Raw genomic sequence first — 15,377 nt, 5'->3', positions numbered from 1 at the left:
TGGAGGACTCATGAAGCTACGTGCGCTGACCGCGGCCGCCACTGCCGCGGTGCTGCTGACCGCCTGCGGCAGCGGCTCCGGCTCCTCCGGGTCCGCCGGGGACGGACCGGTCGACCTGCGGATGACGATCTGGAGCGCGAACGCCAAGCACCTGGCGCTGTTCGACCAGATCGCCGCCGACTACAAGAAGGACCATCCGGAGGTCGGCAAGATCACCTTCGAGGCGATCCCGTTCGAGAACTACACGACCACGCTGACCACGCAGATCGGCGGCGGCAACGTCCCCGACCTGGCCTGGATCTTCGAGAGCACCGCGCCCGACTTCGTCAGCTCGGGCGCCCTGGCGGAGATCGACAAGGACGCCGACCTGCTGCCGAGTACGACCGCCAACTGGGAGAAGGACGGCAAGCTGTACGCCTACCCGTTCTCCACCTCGCCGCTGGGTGTCTTCGTCAACACCGATCTGGTGACGGCGGCCGGGCGACCGACGCCGGCGCAGCAGATCGCGGCGGGGACGTGGACCTGGGAGGAGGCCGCCAAGACCGCGGCCGCCGTACAGGCCAAGGGCAAGGGCGGGCTCGTGGTCGGCGACTTCGACTTCAAGGGCTGGGACACGCTGAACGCGATCTGGTCCGGCTGGGGCGCGCGGCCGTGGAGCGAGGACGGCAAGAGCTGCCAGTTCGACCAGCCGGCGATGGTGGACGCGATGACGTTCGTCCACAAGCTGGTGTTCACCGACAAGGGCATGCCGGGCCCGGGCGTGACCAAGGACTTCTACGCCGGCGACTCGGCGATGGTGCTGACCCAGATCAGCCGGGCCGCGCTGCTGGAGAAGGGCAAGTTCAAGTGGGACCTGGTCCCGCTCCCGGAGGGCCCGGCCGGTGAGTACTCGGTCGTCGGCCAGGCCGGCATCGGGGTGCTGAAGCGGGGCAAGAACGCCGACGAGGCGAAGGAGTTCCTCGCCTACTTCAGCAACGCGGAGAACTCGGCGAAGCTCGCGCAGTTCTTCCCGCCGCCGCGCAAGTCGCAGCTCACCACGACGACGCTGGCCAAGGCCAACCCGCTGCTCAAGCCCGCGCAGCTGGAGAGTGTCGTGGTCAAGGGCATCGAGCGCGGCACGATCAAGCCCAGCCACACCGGGTACGCCGAACTGCAGCAGACCGTCCGGGCCGCGCTCGACCCGCTGTGGAAGCCGGGCGCGGACGTGAAGACCGTGCTGTCCGACGTGTGCTCGAAGATCAACCCGCTGCTGGCGAAATGACACTGCTGCTGGAGAAGCCGGCCGCGTCGGTGACACCGGCGGGCAAGGCGCCGTACTGGACGATGCGGCGGCGCGACGAGTTGGCCGGCTGGCTGATGGTCGCGCCGCAGCTCGCCGGCATCGTTGCCTTCGTCATCGTCCCGCTCGGGCTGGTGGTCTGGTACAGCGTGCACGAGTGGAACGTGCTGGCCGGCTCTTTCACCTTCGTCGGGGCGGACAACTACACCGCGCTCGCGGACGACCAGCAGCTCGGGCCGGTGCTCAGGGCAACGGGGTTGTTCTCGGCGGGGCTCGTCGTACTGAACCTCAGTCTCGCGTTGCTCCTCGCTGTGCTGCTGAACCAGAAGCTGCGGGGCACGGTCGTCTTCCGGACGCTGTTCTTTTCGCCGGTCGTGGTGACGCTGGTGGCGTGGACGATCGTGTGGGGGTTCCTGCTGCAGGACAACGGCGGGGTGAACGCCTTCCTCGACGTCTTCGGGATCGACGGGCCGAACTGGTTGCGCTCGGGCGGTACGGCGATGGTGTCGGTGATCGTGGTGCAGCTGTTCAAGAACGTCGGGCTGAACATGGTGCTGTTCCTGGCGGCGTTGCAGGGCGTGCCGGCCGAGCTCTACGAGGCGGCCCGGATCGACGGGGCGTCGGCGTGGGCGCGGTTCCGGCGGGTGACGGTGCCGCTGATCAGTCCGACCATCCTGCTCACGATGATCCTGACGATCGTCGGGTCGCTGCAGGTGTTCGCGCAGATCGCCGTACTGACTCAGGGCGGTCCGGGCACGTCGACGACGGTTCTTGTGTACTACCTGTACCAGCAGGCGTTCCAGTTCCATCACTTCGGGTACGGCTCGGCGCTGGCGTTGCTGTTGTTCTTCATCGTCCTGGTGCTGACCGTGATCCAGTGGCGGATGCGGCGGAGGTGGGTGTTCCATGAGTCCTAAGCTCAAGGTGCTCGTGTACGGCGTCCTGCTGGTGTGCTGTGTGCCGTTCGTGTTCCCGATCTGGTGGATGGCGACGACCTCGCTGAAGCCGGTGACCGAGATCTTCGCGTTTCCGCCGTCGTTGCTGCCCGGGGCGCCGACGCTGGACGCGTACCGGCAGGTGTTCGAGCTGCAGCCGTTCGGGCGGCAGTACGTGAACAGCCTCTACATCGCGTTGGCGGTGACGATCCTGACGCTCGCGGTGTCCGCGCTGGCCGGGTACGCGTTCGCGCGGATCCGGTTCCGGGGCGCCGGCGTGGTCTTCGTGATCGTGCTGACCGGGCTGCTGGTGCCGAACGAGGTGACGATCATCCCGCTGTACCGGATGTTCGACGCGCTCGGCCTGGTGGACACGCACTGGCCGCTGATCCTGGTCCCGGCGCTCGGGGCGCCGAGCGTGCTGGCCACCTTCATCATGCGGCAGTTCTTCATCACGCTGCCCGGTGAGCTGGAGGAGGCCGGCCGGGTGGACGGCCTCGGCCGGTTCGGGCTGTTCTGGCGGGTCTGCCTGCCGCTGGCGCGGCCGGCGATCGGCGCGGTCTCGATCTTCACCTTCCTGCACAGCTGGAACCTGTACCTGGAGCCGATCGTGTTCCTGTCCAGCAAGGAGAAGTTCACCATCCCGCAGGCACTGACGCAGTACGTCGACGCCTACGGGGGCCCGATGTGGAACACCCAGCTGGCAGCGGCGACGCTGTCCGCGCTCCCGGTCCTGATCATCTTCGTCCTGGCCCAGCGCCAGTTCGTCGAAGGCCTGGCCCAGACCGGGCTGAAGGGCTAGCCGGGGCCTGGTTGCGGCCGCGTGGAAAAATGTCTTCGTGAGCTTCCACGCGGCTGTTTTCATCGCCACCAGTCTCGACGGCTACATCGCGCGCCCGGACGGGTCCATCGACTGGCTCACCACGCGCGGCGAACACGCCGGCGACACCGGGTACGACGAGTTCATGGCGTCGGTGGACACCGTCGTACTGGGCCGGAACACCTACGAGAAGGTCCTCGGCTTCGACTTCTGGCCGTACGAGGGCAAGCAGGTCGAGGTGCTCAGCACCACTCTCGACCCGGACGCCGACGAGCGCATCATCGTGCACCGCACCCTCGACGCCCTGATCGAGACCCTGAACGACCGCGGCGCCAAACGCATCTACACCGACGGCGCCCGCGTCATCCAGACCTTCCTCCGCGCCGGCCTGCTGAACGAGCTCACCATCACCACCGCGCCCGTGCTGCTCGGCACCGGCATCCGCCTGTTCGGCGACCTCGACACGGACATCGCCCTCACCCACAACGCGACCCGCACCTTGAAAGCGGGCTTCACCCAATCCGACTACACCATCCACCGCTGACGTCAGTACGGCGACGTCGTACGGGCGTCACCTCGGGTCAGCGGTCGGGCGCCTGCGTGGGTCCATCGGGTCGCTGCCGACGATCCTCGCACCAGCCGCGGTCTGTATCTGCTGAGCGGCAGCGATCCCGACCTCGCTTTCGACCTGCGTCATGACCTCACGAATGTCGGCGGCGGTCAGCACCTGGTAGACGTCCGTCCCCGGCACCCGACTGACGACCCGATCGAGCTGGTCGAGCGCCACAGAAATCCGCCGGCTGCCCGCGTCCGCGCCCTCCATCGCCGCCTTCACCGTGCCCTCGAGCTTCTCCAGCCGCGCCCGCAACTGCGCAGTCCGCTGGTCCGGCGAGTCGCCGACCTGCTCGAGTAACTCCCGCCCACACGCAGCACTCCGCCCGAGATTCTCCCGAATCTTGAACAGCCGGACATCCGCCCGGAACACGTCCTTCCACAGATCCGTGGCCCGATCCCGCGCAACCCGCGTCTCCACCTCGGGCTCCAGAGCCTGCCGCCCCGCATCCGGCTGATAGTTCAGCCCGACGATCCCGTCCTCGACCTCGCGCACCACCTCATCGGCCTGATTCGCAAAGTCAGCCGCATACCCCGCCGCCTCCCGAGCCCACATCAACTACCGCGCCGCGAGCCCCGCCAACTCCCCATCCCCAACCACCTCAACCACGCCATCTCCTCTCTCACAGACCCGAGAGCGTAAACCCGACCGAGCTCAGCTGCCCGTCACGTGCAAGCGCACGTCGGAAGCCGGCCTACACCAACAGACGCAGCAACCGCCGCCTGCCGCCCCTGACCTTGAGAAGCCACCGACCACTTTTCGGCGGCCGAGATGGTCGGTGGGTTCTCAAGGTGCTGCCTGACGCGGCGACTCATTCTCCTCGACGCACCCGCCCCCATGCGTTTGCGAGGGGGCTCCGCGGTGTAGCCACCCGACGAAGTCATCCCCGCAGGCTACCCCTCGGGGTGGGACCGCGCGCATGGCTCGGCATGGCTAGGTGGTTGCGCTGGGCACCGATTAGTCGCGACCCTCCGCAGTGATCCGGTCTGGGATGCGACAGGCAGAAGCGCGAGGTGGTGCTTGTCCCGATCGCCGTGACGGGGGGTCGGCTTGCGGACGGGCGCCGACCTCGTCGTCGAGTGCGCACGACGAAGGAGTGCGCAGGTCAGGCGACAGCCGAAGTGGCGGCGGCAGCCGCAAAGGCGGGCGGCAGCACACAAGTGATGGGTGGGTGGGAGCGCGCGTCGCGGCCGCGACGTAGGAGCGGGTGCGTAGCACGCGTGGGATTGACCCCGGTGGCCGTGATGGGCGATTACCTCAGGAGGTGGACTGCTTCGGCGGCCCAGTAGGTGAGGATGGTGTCGGCGCCGGCTCGGCGGATGGAGGTGAGGGTTTCGAGGATGGCGCGGTCGCGGTCGATCCAGCCGTTGGCGGCGGCGGCCTCGACCATCGCGTACTCGCCGGAGATGTTGTACGCGGCAACCGGGACGTCCACGTGGTCGCGGACCTGGCGGATGATGTCCAGGTAGGCGAGGGCCGGCTTCACCATCACGATGTCGGCGCCTTCGGCCACGTCGAGGTCGACCTCGCGGAGGGCCTCGCGGGCGTTCGCGTTGTCCTGCTGGTACGTCTTGCGGTCGCCCTGGAGCGACGAGCCGACGGCCTCACGGAACGGACCGAAGAAGGCCGACGCGTACTTCACGGCGTACGCCAGGATCACCGTGTCCTGGAAGCCGGCCGCGTCCAGCGCCGTACGGACCACCCCGACCTGCCCGTCCATCATCCCGGACGGCCCCACCACATGCGCGCCGGCGGAGGCCTGGGCGACGCCCATGTCGGCGTAGATCGCGAGCGTCGCGTCGTTGTCGACGCGACCGGACGAGTCCAGTACGCCGCAGTGCCCGTGCGAGGTGAACTCGTCCAGGCACAGGTCCGACATCACGAGCAGCGCGTCGCCGACCTCGCTGACCGCGTCCCGGATCGCGACGTTGAGGATGCCGTCCGGGTCCAGCGCGCCGGAGCCGGTCTCATCCTTCGACGTCGGTACGCCGAACAGCATGACGCCACCGAGTCCGAGCTGGGCCGCCTCGGCGACCGCCTTGCGGGCGGTGTCGCGGGTGTGCTGGTACACGCCCGGCATCGACTTGATCGCGATCGGCTCGCGGGCGTCTTCCCGGATGAACATCGGCAGGATCAGCTGCCGCGGTTCCAGGGTGGTCTCCGCGACCAGCCTGCGCATCGCCGCCGACGACCGAAGCCGCCGCGGCCTGACCTCCGGGAAACCAGGCACTGATCAGCTCTTCCTGCGGGAGCCCGAGCGGCGCTCGGACGGGCGGGTGACCGGTTCACCGGCCTCGATCATGGTGTCACGGCGGTCGGCGCCGAAGCGAGCAAGCGCGTCGGCCAGTTCCTCGGCGGACGGGGTGTCGGCCATCGCGTCGACCCGCAGGCCGTGCTCCTCGGCGGTCTTCAGGGTGGCCGGGCCGATCACCGCGATCACCGTGGACGCGTGCGGCTTGCCGGCGATGCCGACCAGGTTGCGCACCGTCGAGGACGAGGTGAACACGACCGCGTCGAACTTGCCGGACTTGATCGCCTCGCGGGTCGGCGCGGGCGGCGGAGCAGCCCGGACGGTCCGGTACGCCGTCACGTCGTCGACCTCCCAGCCGAGGTCGGTCAGGCCGGCGACCAGGGTCTCGGTGGCGATGTCGGCCCGCGGCAGGAACACCCGGTTGATCGGGTCCAGCACCTCGTCGAACGGCGGCCAGTCCTCGACCAGGCCGGCCGCGGACTGCTCACCGGACGGGACCAGGTCCGGGCGGATGCCCCAGGCGCCGATCGCCTCGGCGGTCTTGTCGCCGACCGCGGCGATCTTCAGCCCGGAGAACGCCCGCGCGTCCAGGCCGTACTCGTCGAACTTCTCCCGGACCGCCTTGACCGCGTTGACCGAGGTGAACGCCACCCACTCGTAGCGGCCCTCGACCAGGCCGCGGATCGCCTTGTCCATCTGCTGCGGGTTGCGCGGCGGCTCGACCGAGATGGTCGGGACCTCTTCCGGCATCGCGCCGTACCGCCGGAGCCGGTCCATCAGCGGGCCGGCCTGATCCTTGGTGCGCGGCACCAGGATCCGCCAGCCGAACAGCGGCTTGGTCTCGAACCAGGACAGCGCCTCGCGCTGCTCGACCACGGCGCCGACCACGACGACGGCCTCGCCGGTCACCTTGGCTGCGCGCAGGTCGGCGACGATCGTCTCGAGGGTGCCGACCACGCTGGTCTGCAGGGTCGTCGTACCGCCGACGGTCACCGCGACCGGCGTGCCGGCGTCGAAGCCCGCCTCGATCAGCGCGGCGACGGTCTCCTTGAGTACGTCGGTCGCGTTCAGCAGCACGAGCGTCTGCTTGGGGTGCAGCCGGCTGAGGTCGAGCTTGGCCTCGGCCAAGTCGAGGACGGTGACCTCACGGTCGCCCTTCATGGTCAGCGGGATCCCGGCGTACGTCGGGACGGCGCTGACCTCGCTGACACCCGGGATGATGTTGAACCCGATGCCCGCCTTCCGGCACGCGGCCGCCTCCTCGGCGCCGCTGGAGAAGGTGAACGGGTCACCGGTCAGCAGGCGTACGACGTTCGCCGCGGACTTGGCCGTCTTCACCACCAGTCGTGCCCGGGCGGCGACCTTCAGCGCCCGGCTGCCCTCCGCGCCGGACCCGTCGACCACCTCGACACCCGGCCTGCAGAAGGCCAGGAAGGCGTCGTGCTCGGGGCCCTCGACCACGACGGCGTCGGCGTTCGCCAGGACGTCGCGGCCGGCCAGCGTCAGCAGGGCGGGGTCGCCCGGCCCGACACCGACGAACGTGACATGGCCGAGTGGTCTGGTCTGCTTGACCGTGCTGGTGGCGGCAGCCTTCGCCGGCACTTTCTGAGGCGTCCTGGATGCCGCGGTGGCTGCTGTCTTCGCGCTGCTCACGTCTGCCTTCGCCCTCGTCCTCGTCCTGCTGCTCGTCTTGTGCGCCGTGTCATGCGACGCCCTCGTCGTCGTGCCCCGTGCCGGTGTCATGTCTGCTCCAGCAACTCGTTCGCCAGCGCCTTGCCCAGTGACACCGGGTCGTCCACCGGCCCGTTGGCCGACAACCGCCGTACGCCGTCCTCCTGGCCGAGCGCCCCCCGCAGCCACAGCTCCGGGCCGTCCTCGCCTTCGACCACTTCGGCGAGGGCGCCGACCGGAGCCGTGCACCCTGCCTCGAGAGTGGCAAGCATCTGCCGCTCCGCCGTCACCGCCGCCCGGGTGCCCGGGTCCTCCAGCGGCGCCAGCGCGGCCAGCACCTCGGTGTCGTCCGCCCGGCACTCGATGCCCAGGGCACCTTGTCCCGGAGCCGGCAGGACCTGGATCGGATCCAGCGTCTCGGTCACCTCGGCGAGCCGTCCCAACCGGGACAACCCTGCCCTTGCCAGCACCACCGCGTCCAATTTGCCATCGGCCACCATCCCGATCCGGGTGTCCACGTTGCCGCGGATCCCGGTGCACTCGAGGCCGAGGCCGAGCGCGTCGAGCTGGGCGACCCGGCGGGGTGAGCCGGTGCCGACGAGGGCGCCCTGCTGCAGCTCGCCGAGGGTCAGCCCGTCGCGGGCGACCAGCACGTCGCGCGGGTCCTCACGGACGGGTACGGCGCCGATCGCGAGACCCTCGACCGGTGCGGTCGGCAGGTCCTTCAGCGAGTGCACGGCGATGTCGATCTCGTTGGACAGCAAGGCGTCGCGCAGCGCGCTGACGAAGACGCCGGTGCCGCCGATCTGCTCCAGCGGCGCCCTGTTCACGTCGCCGGCGGTGACGATCGGGACCAGGTCGACCTCGTGCCCGAGCGCTCGCAGCTGGTCGGCCACCCAGGTCGCCTGCGCGGTCGCGAGGGCGGACCGCCGCGTGCCGAGCCGGATCATGCGCGGTCACCTCCGGTCGCGTCGGCGCGGGTGTTGCTGGTCTCTTCCGGGATCTTCGCGGCCGTGACCGCGTCGACGGTGGCCGGATCGAGCGCGAACAGCTCGCGGAGTGCTTCGGCGTACGTCGGTCCGCCTGGATCGGCCGCCAGCTCTTTCACCCGCACGGTCGGCGTGTGCAGCACCTTGTCGACCACCCGGCGAATGGTCCGGGCGACCTCCTGCCGCTGCGCGTCGTCCAGCCCGGGCAGCTTGCGCTCCAGCCGGGCCAGCTCGGAATCGACCAGCTCGGTCGCCATCGCCCGCAGCGCGACCACGGTCGGCGCGACCGATGCGGCCCGCCGGGTGGCCTCGAACGATCCCGTCTCCTCCGAGACGATCCGCCGTACGCCGTCGATGTCGTCCTCACTGCCGCCTGCCGTCCCGGCGAGGTCGGCCAGCGTGACGAGCGTGACCCCGGGGATCCGGGCCGCCTCGGGCGCAACGTCCCGTGGCAGCGCGACGTCCAGCACCCCGAACGGCCGCCCGTCAGTCGCGTTCCGGATCATTTCTTCGGTCAGTACAACGCCGCGCGCGCCGGTGCACGACACGACGAGGTCGGCCTCGGCCAGCGCCTCGGGGACGTTGGCCAGCTGGACCGCCGTCCCGCCGACCCGCTCGGCCAGCGCAACCGCGCGGTCGTAGTTGCGGTTGGCAATCGTCACGCTCGCGGCGCCGCCGTTGAGCAAGGTCTGCGCGGCCAGCGAGGCCATCGAGCCGGCGCCGACGATCAGCGCGCGACGGCCCTCGAAGCCGCCGACCGCGTCGAGGCCGGCCGAGACGACGGAGCGCCCGGCGGCGTCGATCCCGGTCTCGGTGCGGGCCCGCTTGCCGACCCGCAACGCGTGCTGGAGTACGGCGTTGAGCTCGGTGCCGACCGTCTCCAGGTCCTGGCCGACGCGCAGCGTGTCCTTCACCTGGCCGAGGATCTGGCTCTCGCCGACGATCATCGAGTCGAGGCCGACCGAGACCTGGAACAGGTGCGCGACCGCGCCTTCCTCGAAGTGCACGTAGAGATGCTCGGCCAGGTCCAGCAGCGGTACGCCGGTGACGTCGGACAGGATCGCGGTCACCTCGTCCATGCCGGCGTGGAACCGGTCGACGGTCGCGTAGACCTCGGTCCGGTTGCAGGTGGCGAGGACCGCGGACTCGGAGACCGCCGGGGTGTGCTTGACGGCCAGGGCCAGCTTGGTCGCCGCGTCCGGGTCGAGCGCCACTCGCTCGAGGACGTTGATGTCAGCTGAGCGGTGGCTGATACCGACGACCAGGTAACTCATGCGCCGACACCTCCGCCCACACTCGGCAGATCGGTCAGACCGTTCATCGCTGGTAGCTCGGGCACCTCGGGGAGCGCCGCCTCTCCGGACTTTCGTTGTTCGTGGTACGCCAGGATCTGCAACTCGATCGAGAGGTCCACCTTGCGGATGTCGACGCCGTCGGGCACGGACAGCACGACGGGCGCGAAGTTCAGGATGCTGGTCACCCCGGCGGCGACCAGCCGGTCGCACACCTCCTGGGCGGGACCGGCAGGCGTGGTGATGACCCCGATCGAGACCCGGTCGGCCTTCACGATGTCCTCGATCTGGGCGAAGTCGCGGACCTCCATGTCGCCGACCCGCTCCCCGATCAGGTTCGGGTCGGCGTCCAGCAGCGCCACGATCCGGAACCCGCGGGTGCCGAACCCGGAGTAGTTGGCCAGCGCGTGCCCCAGGTTTCCGATCCCGACGATGACGACGGCCCAGTCCTGGGTGACGCCGATCTCGCGGGCGATCTGGTAGCGCAGGTACTCCACGTCGTACCCGACGCCGCGGGTGCCGTAGGAGCCCAGGTAGGACAGGTCCTTGCGGAGCTTGGCCGAGTTCACGCCGGCCGCGGTCGCCAGATCCTCGCTCGACGCGGTGGCGATCCCGCTGTCGGACAGCGCAGTGAGAGCCCGCAGGTAGACCGGCAAGCGCGCGACAGTCGCCTCGGGAATGCCGCGTTCGGTTCTCGTCGGCGGGCCGGGGCGACGGCTGCTGGCACGCGTCACAATTCTCCTGGGAACGGTTCTCCACGGCCGCGGTCTTGACGGCCGGCGGCTCTTCTTACTCTAGGAGCTTGTGAACGTGAGAACAAAATCGGCGAAGGCCGAGGTGACGGACAGCACTAAGAGGTGAGGGCCTTCCGGAGCCTGGCTGGGTCGACGCGCCAGAAGTCGTGCTGCTTGCCGTCGACGAACGTCACCGGGATCTGCTCGCCGTACTCCGTGAGCAACCGGTCATCCTGCGTGATGTCGATCTCGGACCAGTCGACACCGAGCTCGGCGCAGACCGCCTGGATCATCGCCCGGGCGTCGTCACAGAGGTGACAGCCGGGCTTGCCGTAGAGCGTGACCCGGGTCATTTCCGCAGCCGGCCCTTCGCGACCTTGCCGGTGACCGAGTGCGGCAGGTGGTCGACCACCTCGATCTCGACCGGGCACTTGAACCGGGCCAGCCGGGTCTCGGCGTACTCCCGCACCGCGGCCGTGTCCACGCTCGCGCCGGTCTCCGGTACGACGAACGCCTTCACCGCCTCCCCGGTCTCCTCGGACGGTACGCCGATCACGGCGGCCTCGCGGACCCCGGAAGCGCCGACCAGGACCTCCTCGACCTCGCTCGGGAAGACGTTGAACCCGGACACGATGATCAGCTCACGCAACCGGTCCACCAGGAAGAGGTCACCGTCGGCGTCCAGGTAGCCGACGTCGCCGGTGCGGTACCAGCCTTCCTCGTCCGGGCCGTCGACACCGTCCGGCCAGTAGCCGGAGAACAGGTTGGCGCCGCGGATCAGGATCTCGCCGGGATCGTCGCCCTCGACGTCCTCACCTTGTTCGTCGGCGATCCGGACCTCGACGTTCGGCAGTGCACGCCCGACCGAACCCGGCTTAGGGTCCTCCTCGCCAAGGGTCGTGGTGACTCCCGGGGATGCCTCGGTCAGGCCGTACCCCTGGTGGACGAACTTGCCGGTCTCCTGCTCGAAGCGGTCGGCCAGCGCGCGGTCGAGAGTCGACGCGCCGGTGAGGACGACCTTGACCGTCTGCAGGGCGTCGTGGAGACCTGGCTGAGCCAGCAAGGCGTGTAGGGCCGGCGGGGCGAGTGGCAGCCGCGTCACGCCGTACCTGCTGATCAGGTCGAGGGTGTGGACCGAGTCGAAGCGCGGTTCGACGACGAGCGCCGCGCCAGTTGCAACGGCCCAGCCGAGAACAGCGTTCAGGCCGAAGGCGTGGAACATCGGCAGCACGCCGAGTACGACGTCGTCCGGGCCCATCCGGTCCTCGCCGAGGCCGGAAAGATTCTTCACATTCGCGGCCAGCGCGCGGTGCGACAACATCGCCGCCCGCGGGTCACCACTCGTCCCGGACGTGTAGAGCAGGACCGCGAGGGTCTCCGGGTCGAGCTGCGGAAGTAACGGAGCGTCACCCTGGAGATCGCCGGCCCGGACCGTCCGGAGGCCCTGGACCTTGTCCGCGAGGTCTCCGTCGGCGATCGCCAGCCGGGCGCCGGAGTGCTCCACGACACCGCTGATCTCGGCCGCCGTCAACCCCGTGTTCAGCGGTACGGCGACCAGGCCTGCGCGGAGAATCCCCAGGTAGGACGTGACAAAGTCGATGCTGTTGGCCTGCAGCAGGATGACTCGGTACCCCGGCACCAGGCCGGCTGCGGCGAACCCCTGGGCAGCCCTGTCGACGGCGGCGTCGACCTCGCCCCAGGTCAGCCGCCGGTCGCCGTCGACCAGTGCGAGACGTTCGCCGTGACGTTGCGCTGTGTCACGAAGAACGTCCGCGAAGTTGAAGTTCACCAGGCGAGTCTGCCACGTTCACCCGGGCATGTTGCGCTCCCCCGGGCACAGTTCGAGACGGTGACGCGCAGTAGGCGACAGGCGAGGGTTCCGTGCCCTAAGGTCCTGCTTCATGGGTGGGGGTACGTCACGTGACCTCCGAGCCAGATCGATTCTGGCTGGGGAGGCCAGCGCGGCCGCGGCCGAGCTGGAAGCGGCACTGGAAACGCCGCAGGTTCCCGACGCGGCTGCGTTCTTCGATGTGGACAACACGATGCTGCAGGGCGCGTCGATGTTCCATCTGGCCCGCGGGCTGTACCGCCGGAAGTTCTTCACGACCGGCGAGATCGCGCAGAAATCCTTTGCACAGTTGAGGTTCCGGCTCCAGGGCGAGACCCCGGACTCGGTCGCGAACGCGCGGGCCGCGGCGCTGTCGTTCATCGCCGGCCACCGGGTGGCCGAGGTGCAGATCCTGGTCGAGGAGATCTTCGACGAGATCATGGCCGACCGGATCTGGCCGGGCACGCTCGCGCTGGCGCAGCAGCACCTCGACGCCGGCGAGCGGGTCTGGCTGGTGACAGCGGCTCCGGTCGAGGTAGCGAGACTGCTCGCCAGGCGGCTGGGACTGACCGGCGCGCTCGGAACGGTTGCAGCAGAGCGTGACGGGATATATACAGGTGAACTCGTGGGCGACATCCTCCATGGCCCGGCCAAGGCGGAGGCCGTCCGCGCGCTTGCGGCGCGCGAAGGGCTGAACCTGGCCTCCTGCGCGGCGTACTCGGACTCGGTGAACGACCTGCCGATGCTCGAGCTGGTGGGGAATCCATGCGCGATCAACCCCGACAGCAGGCTGCGCCGCCACGCGGAAGTCGCCGGCTGGCGCATTCGTGACTATCGGACCGGACGGAAGGCGGCACGCCTCGGACTGTTGACAGCGGGTGCTTCAGGCGTAACGCTCGGTGCTGTCTCAGCCGCTGTGGCCATCCGCGGATGTGTCAGAAGACGTGTCAGTTGAACGGGGAGAAATCTTGACGACGCCGGAGCCAAGCCCGGACGGGATGAGACGTGCAGAGCTCGTCGATCGCGCCCAGGCCGGGGACGTCGGTGCCTTCGGTGAGCTGTACGACGAGTACTCGCTCACCGTCTACCGCTACATCTACGCGCGGGTGTCGTCGTCGGCACTCGCCGAGGACCTGACCAGCGAGACGTTCGTCCGGGCGCTGCGCGCGCTGGACTCGTTCCGCTGGCAGGGCCGGGACTTCGGCGCCTGGCTGGTGACGATCGCCCGGAACCTCATCACCGACCACTACAAGTCCGGCCGGGTCCGGCTCGAGGTGGTCACGGACGAGATCGAGACGCACGACCGGCAGACCGAGGGGCCGGAGATCGACGTACTGGCCGCCGCCACCGCCGAGGTGCTGCGGGACGCGGTCGCGGCCTTGCCCGACGAGCAACGCGACTGCCTGACGATGCGATTCTTCGCCGGACTGTCGATCGCGGAAACGGCCAAGGCGCTGGAGAAGTCCGAAGGCGCCGTCAAGCAACTGCAACTGAGGGCCGTACGGCACTTGGCGAAGGTTATCCCCAAGGACTTGAGGTGAGGCGGATGACAACGAATGTCTTTCGTAACCCGTCAGGGAGTTTCCTCGTTTGCCTGATGAGGACCTGTCGGTGACCCCGACTGGCCATTGAGGAGAACGAGAACTCATGAGTGACCTACACAGGGCTCGAGCGCGCGCGGAGGCATTCGCGCACGCCGTCGATCACGGGCCCCGTCACTCTTCGCGACTGAGCGATGACCCCGAGCTGATGGAAGCTGTGGAACTGGTCGGACGGCTGAGGACCGCCGGCGCAGTGGCACCGCGACCGGAGTTCAGTGCCGAGCTGCGGCACCGCCTGATGGAGCAGGCGGCGGCCCGCGCGGCAACGACGACTCCGACGATGGTGCGCAGCTCTCCGGACGACTCGGACGACCCGCCGGGCAGCGAGGACGTGGACGCGTCCGTGACAGCTATCCGCCATCGTCACGGCCGGCGCATCCGGCTCGTGGCCAGTACCGCCGCGCTGGTCCTGCTCGGAGGTGGCATCGGTTCTGCCGCCGCCGCTCAGCAGGCGATGCCCGGTGACACCTTGTACGGGATGAAGCGCAGCATCGAGAACGTCTCCACCAACGTCAGCGTCGGGGACGACTCCCGGGGCCGGCGCGATCTCGAGCACGCGATGACCCGACTGTCCGAAGTTCGCGCGCTGGCCGAGAACGGCGGCGACGTGGGCACGATCAACGCCACCCTCGACGACTTCTCGGCACAGTCCCGCAAGGGAGTGTCCCGGCTGGTCGCGTCGTACCAGCAGGACGGGGACGCCGGTTCGATCACGGCGGTCACGCAGTTCATCACCAGCGCCCGCCAGGCTCTTGTCGAACTCGCACCGAAACTGCCGCCGGAATCGCTGAAGTCCGCCGTCGAGGCACTCGCCACCATCGAGCAGCTGGCCGGGCACACCACGGCCGCCTGCCCGAAGTGCGAGGCGCCGAAGCCGGCCAAGGGCGGCAACCAGCCGGCCGCACCCAACACCGGAACCGTCACCGAGCCGAACGACCCCGGCAACGGCGGGGCGAGCAGCAAGGCGTCCACCAAGCCGTCGACGGGTGCGAGCACCGCGCCGAGCGCGACGCCGGGCCAGCAGCTGCCGAACACGACGATCGTCCAGGAGTCCAACACTCCGCCGACGAGTCTGAAGACCCCGCCGAACCCGTCGGCGTCCTCCACTCCGACGTCGACGCCGACCGTCGTACCGACCATCCCCACCCCGGGCGCGACCCAGTGGCCCTGGCCGTTCCCGACGCTCCTCCCATCCACCCCGATCATCAACATCCCCGGCGTCATCGAGACCCTCTTCCCCCCATGGAAGTAGCCCCCTGACCCCAGCAGAAGGATCTTCTGGCTGATCGTCGGCATCGCGGTCGGCGTGTACGCCGTGACCCGGGTGAAGAAGCGCGCCCAGGTGCTCGCCCCGGAGAGCCTGC

Annotated in this window: 15 protein-coding genes; 7 read left to right on the top strand and 8 right to left on the bottom strand. The window is 69.3% G+C overall.

The window, feature by feature from the left end:
* Window positions 1-10 precede the first annotated feature (10 nt).
* The 4 genes from AB0H36_RS42580 to AB0H36_RS42565 are packed head-to-tail and all read left to right on the top strand — an operon-like array spanning window position 11 to window position 3,578.
* Complete coding sequence (locus AB0H36_RS42580) at window positions 11-1,261, top strand: sugar ABC transporter substrate-binding protein (protein ID WP_360536849.1); 1,251 nt, start codon at window positions 11-13, stop codon at window positions 1,259-1,261.
* Entirely contained in the window at window positions 1,258-2,196 is a 939-nt protein-coding gene (locus tag AB0H36_RS42575) for a sugar ABC transporter permease (RefSeq protein WP_360536847.1), read from the top strand. The genes AB0H36_RS42580 and AB0H36_RS42575 overlap by 4 nt, the downstream gene beginning before the upstream one ends.
* Window positions 2,186-3,016 carry a carbohydrate ABC transporter permease gene (locus AB0H36_RS42570; protein WP_360536845.1) on the top strand — a complete coding sequence of 277 codons (831 nt, stop codon included), beginning with the start codon at window positions 2,186-2,188 and terminating at the stop codon, window positions 3,014-3,016. The genes AB0H36_RS42575 and AB0H36_RS42570 overlap by 11 nt, the downstream gene beginning before the upstream one ends.
* A 37-nt stretch (window positions 3,017-3,053) precedes the next feature.
* Window positions 3,054-3,578: a dihydrofolate reductase family protein gene (locus AB0H36_RS42565; RefSeq protein ID WP_360536843.1), complete on the top strand. Its 525-nt coding sequence runs from the start codon at window positions 3,054-3,056 to the stop codon at window positions 3,576-3,578.
* 27 nt (window positions 3,579-3,605) lie between these two features.
* On the opposite strand, the gene AB0H36_RS42560 is transcribed toward AB0H36_RS42565, so the two are convergent.
* The 8 genes from AB0H36_RS42560 to AB0H36_RS42525 all read right to left on the bottom strand — a co-directional run bounded on the left by AB0H36_RS42560 (window position 3,606) and on the right by AB0H36_RS42525 (window position 12,373).
* On the bottom strand, window positions 3,606-4,142 hold the full coding sequence (locus tag AB0H36_RS42560; protein WP_360536841.1) for a hypothetical protein: 537 nt from the start codon (window positions 4,140-4,142) through the stop codon (window positions 3,606-3,608).
* Between the two features lie 757 nt (window positions 4,143-4,899).
* On the bottom strand, window positions 4,900-5,877 hold the full coding sequence (hemB, locus tag AB0H36_RS42555; protein WP_360536839.1) for a porphobilinogen synthase: 978 nt from the start codon (window positions 5,875-5,877) through the stop codon (window positions 4,900-4,902).
* Window positions 5,878-5,880: 3 nt separating this feature from the next.
* On the bottom strand, window positions 5,881-7,551 hold the full coding sequence (locus AB0H36_RS42550) for a uroporphyrinogen-III synthase (RefSeq protein ID WP_360536837.1): 1,671 nt from the start codon (window positions 7,549-7,551) through the stop codon (window positions 5,881-5,883).
* Window positions 7,552-7,637: 86 nt separating this feature from the next.
* Window positions 7,638-8,519, bottom strand: a complete 882-nt coding sequence (gene hemC / locus AB0H36_RS42545) for a hydroxymethylbilane synthase (RefSeq protein ID WP_360536835.1) — start codon at window positions 8,517-8,519, stop codon at window positions 7,638-7,640.
* Window positions 8,516-9,832 (bottom strand): glutamyl-tRNA reductase, encoded by a 1,317-nt coding sequence (locus AB0H36_RS42540; protein WP_360536833.1) that lies wholly within the window; start codon window positions 9,830-9,832, stop codon window positions 8,516-8,518. The genes hemC and AB0H36_RS42540 overlap by 4 nt, the downstream gene beginning before the upstream one ends.
* Window positions 9,829-10,584 carry a redox-sensing transcriptional repressor Rex gene (locus AB0H36_RS42535; RefSeq protein WP_360536831.1) on the bottom strand — a complete coding sequence of 252 codons (756 nt, stop codon included), beginning with the start codon at window positions 10,582-10,584 and terminating at the stop codon, window positions 9,829-9,831. Before AB0H36_RS42535 ends, AB0H36_RS42540 begins: the two co-directional genes overlap by 4 nt.
* Before the next feature lie 116 nt (window positions 10,585-10,700).
* On the bottom strand, window positions 10,701-10,937 hold the full coding sequence (locus tag AB0H36_RS42530) for a glutaredoxin family protein (RefSeq protein ID WP_360536829.1): 237 nt from the start codon (window positions 10,935-10,937) through the stop codon (window positions 10,701-10,703).
* Window positions 10,934-12,373, bottom strand: coding sequence for an AMP-binding protein (locus tag AB0H36_RS42525; RefSeq protein WP_360536827.1), 1,440 nt, complete (start codon window positions 12,371-12,373; stop codon window positions 10,934-10,936). Before AB0H36_RS42525 ends, AB0H36_RS42530 begins: the two co-directional genes overlap by 4 nt.
* A gap of 112 nt (window positions 12,374-12,485) precedes the next feature.
* On the opposite strand from AB0H36_RS42525, the gene AB0H36_RS42520 reads away from it, so the two are divergent.
* From AB0H36_RS42520 to AB0H36_RS42510, 3 genes are all read left to right on the top strand, one after another.
* Window positions 12,486-13,367, top strand: coding sequence for an HAD-IB family hydrolase (locus tag AB0H36_RS42520; protein WP_360536825.1), 882 nt, complete (start codon window positions 12,486-12,488; stop codon window positions 13,365-13,367).
* A 43-nt stretch (window positions 13,368-13,410) separates the two neighbouring features.
* Window positions 13,411-13,953, top strand: a complete 543-nt coding sequence (locus tag AB0H36_RS42515) for a sigma-70 family RNA polymerase sigma factor (RefSeq protein WP_360536823.1) — start codon at window positions 13,411-13,413, stop codon at window positions 13,951-13,953.
* 208 nt (window positions 13,954-14,161) lie between these two features.
* The gene (locus tag AB0H36_RS42510; RefSeq protein WP_360536821.1) at window positions 14,162-15,265 is read left to right on the top strand and encodes a DUF5667 domain-containing protein; all 1,104 of its coding nucleotides are present in this window, start codon (window positions 14,162-14,164) and stop codon (window positions 15,263-15,265) included.
* The last annotated feature ends 112 nt before the right edge of the window (window positions 15,266-15,377 follow it).

Source organism: Kribbella sp. NPDC050820, from assembly GCF_040653975.1.
In the GTDB taxonomy this organism is placed as follows: domain Bacteria; phylum Actinomycetota; class Actinomycetes; order Propionibacteriales; family Kribbellaceae; genus Kribbella.
This window is presented reverse-complemented; position numbering and strand designations above follow the sequence as displayed.

Coding starts and splice junctions, on each gene's coding strand:
- AB0H36_RS42530 (WP_360536829.1), bottom strand. CDS start 10,937: ATGACCCGGGTCACGCTCTACGGCAAGCCCGGCTGTCACCTCTGTGAC.
- AB0H36_RS42570 (WP_360536845.1), top strand. CDS start 2,186: ATGAGTCCTAAGCTCAAGGTGCTCGTGTACGGCGTCCTGCTGGTGTGC.
- hemC (WP_360536835.1), bottom strand. CDS start 8,519: ATGATCCGGCTCGGCACGCGGCGGTCCGCCCTCGCGACCGCGCAGGCG.
- AB0H36_RS42540 (WP_360536833.1), bottom strand. CDS start 9,832: ATGAGTTACCTGGTCGTCGGTATCAGCCACCGCTCAGCTGACATCAAC.
- AB0H36_RS42580 (WP_360536849.1), top strand. CDS start 11: ATGAAGCTACGTGCGCTGACCGCGGCCGCCACTGCCGCGGTGCTGCTG.
- AB0H36_RS42515 (WP_360536823.1), top strand. CDS start 13,411: ATGAGACGTGCAGAGCTCGTCGATCGCGCCCAGGCCGGGGACGTCGGT.
- AB0H36_RS42520 (WP_360536825.1), top strand. CDS start 12,486: ATGGGTGGGGGTACGTCACGTGACCTCCGAGCCAGATCGATTCTGGCT.
- AB0H36_RS42575 (WP_360536847.1), top strand. CDS start 1,258: ATGACACTGCTGCTGGAGAAGCCGGCCGCGTCGGTGACACCGGCGGGC.
- AB0H36_RS42510 (WP_360536821.1), top strand. CDS start 14,162: ATGGAAGCTGTGGAACTGGTCGGACGGCTGAGGACCGCCGGCGCAGTG.